Source organism: Methanosphaera sp. ISO3-F5, from assembly GCF_034480035.2.
Lineage (GTDB): Archaea > Methanobacteriota > Methanobacteria > Methanobacteriales > Methanobacteriaceae > Methanosphaera.
In genome coordinates this window covers 552,186-553,952 of sequence record NZ_CP118753.2, presented here as the reverse complement: position 1 = coordinate 553,952, position 1,767 = coordinate 552,186, and the positions used below count along the sequence as shown (strand labels likewise).

Genomic DNA, 1,767 nt, shown 5'->3' with positions numbered 1-1,767 from the left:
AGTCTCTCTCATTTTATTTTGATTTTTATTTTGTGTATATCATTTTTGGAATGATTAAATCACATTTTAGCATGTTTTTTTTAATAAAATCATTTTAAATATCATTAAATAAACTACAATTATTACACGTTTACTTGTTTTATGATTGGTTGCTTTTTTAGTTGTATGTGTTTTGTTAGAATTTTTATATCTTTTGATATAATTGTAATAAGTCATAATTTATTTGTTTTCTTTCCTTAGTTAAGTAATAATTTTAATAAATAAATTATGCATTGGATTATTAGTTATATCTAATACAAACTTTTTTTATCAATTATTTAATTTAACTTTAAGAAAATTTAGTGATATTTTATCACTGTATTATGTTATTACTTTAAAGCATATATATTTATGGAAATATGACTTTTCTAATAAGCGTTTAAATGAGAGTATTTAGAAAACAAAGACATTAAACACCTTAATTTTTAGATTTAGGTATACCTAAAGTTAAACATTTTCAATTAAGAAAATATAAAAAAAACAACAAAAAGTAATAATTAAAGACCAAAAAAATAATTAAAATAAAATTAAATACCATTAAATAAAAATAAAATAATACTTTTAAAAAATAAGGTATTATATTATAGTTAAAATATTATAAAAAAATTAAAATAAAATCAAGAATTATTTAAACTTAATTTAAAAATGTATAATTACAAAAATTGTAAAAATTGGGAGGTGAAAATTGTTTTAAATTGCTTATTCATTTTTCCATTGTGTGTATCCACAACGACCACATGCATATCTGTCACCATGGTCTGCCATGAATATACCATGTGAACATCTTACACATTCTGGGTTTTTTCTAACGATTTTACCGTCTTTTACTTCATATAATTCGTATTTTTTTGACATTTATATTAACTCCTTATAGTAGTATTTATTCTGCATCTTCTGCTTCAGCTTCTTCTTCTGCAGGTGCTTCTTCTTCAGGTTCTTCGTTTTTTGCAATTACTGCTTTTGGTTCAATTTCTTGTAATTTTTCTACGGAATCGTACACTTTTGCTAAACCAACTGCTTTTGTAGCTCCATAGCTAGGCTTCATGCTGTCCACCACGAGGAGATCGTTGGATGCGTCTTCAAGTGCAACAAGTTTATGTTTCACTTCAAGGATGTTTGGTGTTCCTTCACTTGGATAGTCACATTCAAATTCAATTTCAGTCCTATTTAATAATGGGTTTTCTTTTTTTGATAAGATTTTAATTTCCATATTATCGTTATTCCTTAATTAATTGTTTATAATAATTTAAAGCCTTATCATAGGCTTCTTCAACTCGTACCAACACAACTCCTTCATTTGGTTGACCATATAATATGAAAGTGTCAATTGGTGAGTTTATTACACAGGGCAAAACTGCTAAATCCTCTTCTCCATTAACTTCAATTATTATTGGATTATCATTTGTAGCTTCTTGAATTGAATTACTACATAATTTTATGAATTCTTCAGTTAGCACTCCTGCTGGATTATCCACATAGATAATGTTGTTTGTATGATTTAAGTTATGTTGTATAGGTTTTCTTTTTGTAAGATTGTCCACAATACATAATTGTGGTTGTATTCCTATTTCAACAAGGTTTTTTGATGTAACATCGCCTATTGCGATTATTAACTTTTCTTCTTTTATTTGTTTTCGTAGCGGAATTTCAATTAAATTAATGGATTTGTGCAATTCACCTAATGGTTTTTTTAATTCTTTTCTCAAAGAGTTTGGTAGTTTTAGCACA

Annotated in this window: 3 protein-coding genes; all 3 read right to left on the bottom strand. The window is 25.7% G+C overall.

Going from position 1 to position 1,767, the window contains the following annotated elements:
- Positions 1–738 precede the first annotated feature (738 nt).
- From PXD04_RS14345 to PXD04_RS14335, 3 genes are read right to left on the bottom strand one after another with little or no spacing between them, the layout of a single operon-like run.
- Positions 739–894, bottom strand: coding sequence for a 30S ribosomal protein S27ae (locus PXD04_RS14345; RefSeq protein ID WP_011406218.1), 156 nt, complete (start codon positions 892–894; stop codon positions 739–741).
- A 25-nt stretch (positions 895–919) separates the two neighbouring features.
- Positions 920–1,249, bottom strand: a complete 330-nt coding sequence (locus PXD04_RS14340; protein WP_323735514.1) for a 30S ribosomal protein S24e — start codon at positions 1,247–1,249, stop codon at positions 920–922.
- Positions 1,250–1,256: 7 nt separating this feature from the next.
- Positions 1,257–1,766, bottom strand: a complete 510-nt coding sequence (locus tag PXD04_RS14335) for a GTP-dependent dephospho-CoA kinase family protein (RefSeq protein WP_323735513.1) — start codon at positions 1,764–1,766, stop codon at positions 1,257–1,259.
- Position 1,767 lies beyond the last annotated feature (1 nt).

Coding starts and splice junctions, on each gene's coding strand:
- PXD04_RS14345 (WP_011406218.1), bottom strand. CDS start 894: ATGTCAAAAAAATACGAATTATATGAAGTAAAAGACGGTAAAATCGTT.
- PXD04_RS14340 (WP_323735514.1), bottom strand. CDS start 1,249: ATGGAAATTAAAATCTTATCAAAAAAAGAAAACCCATTATTAAATAGG.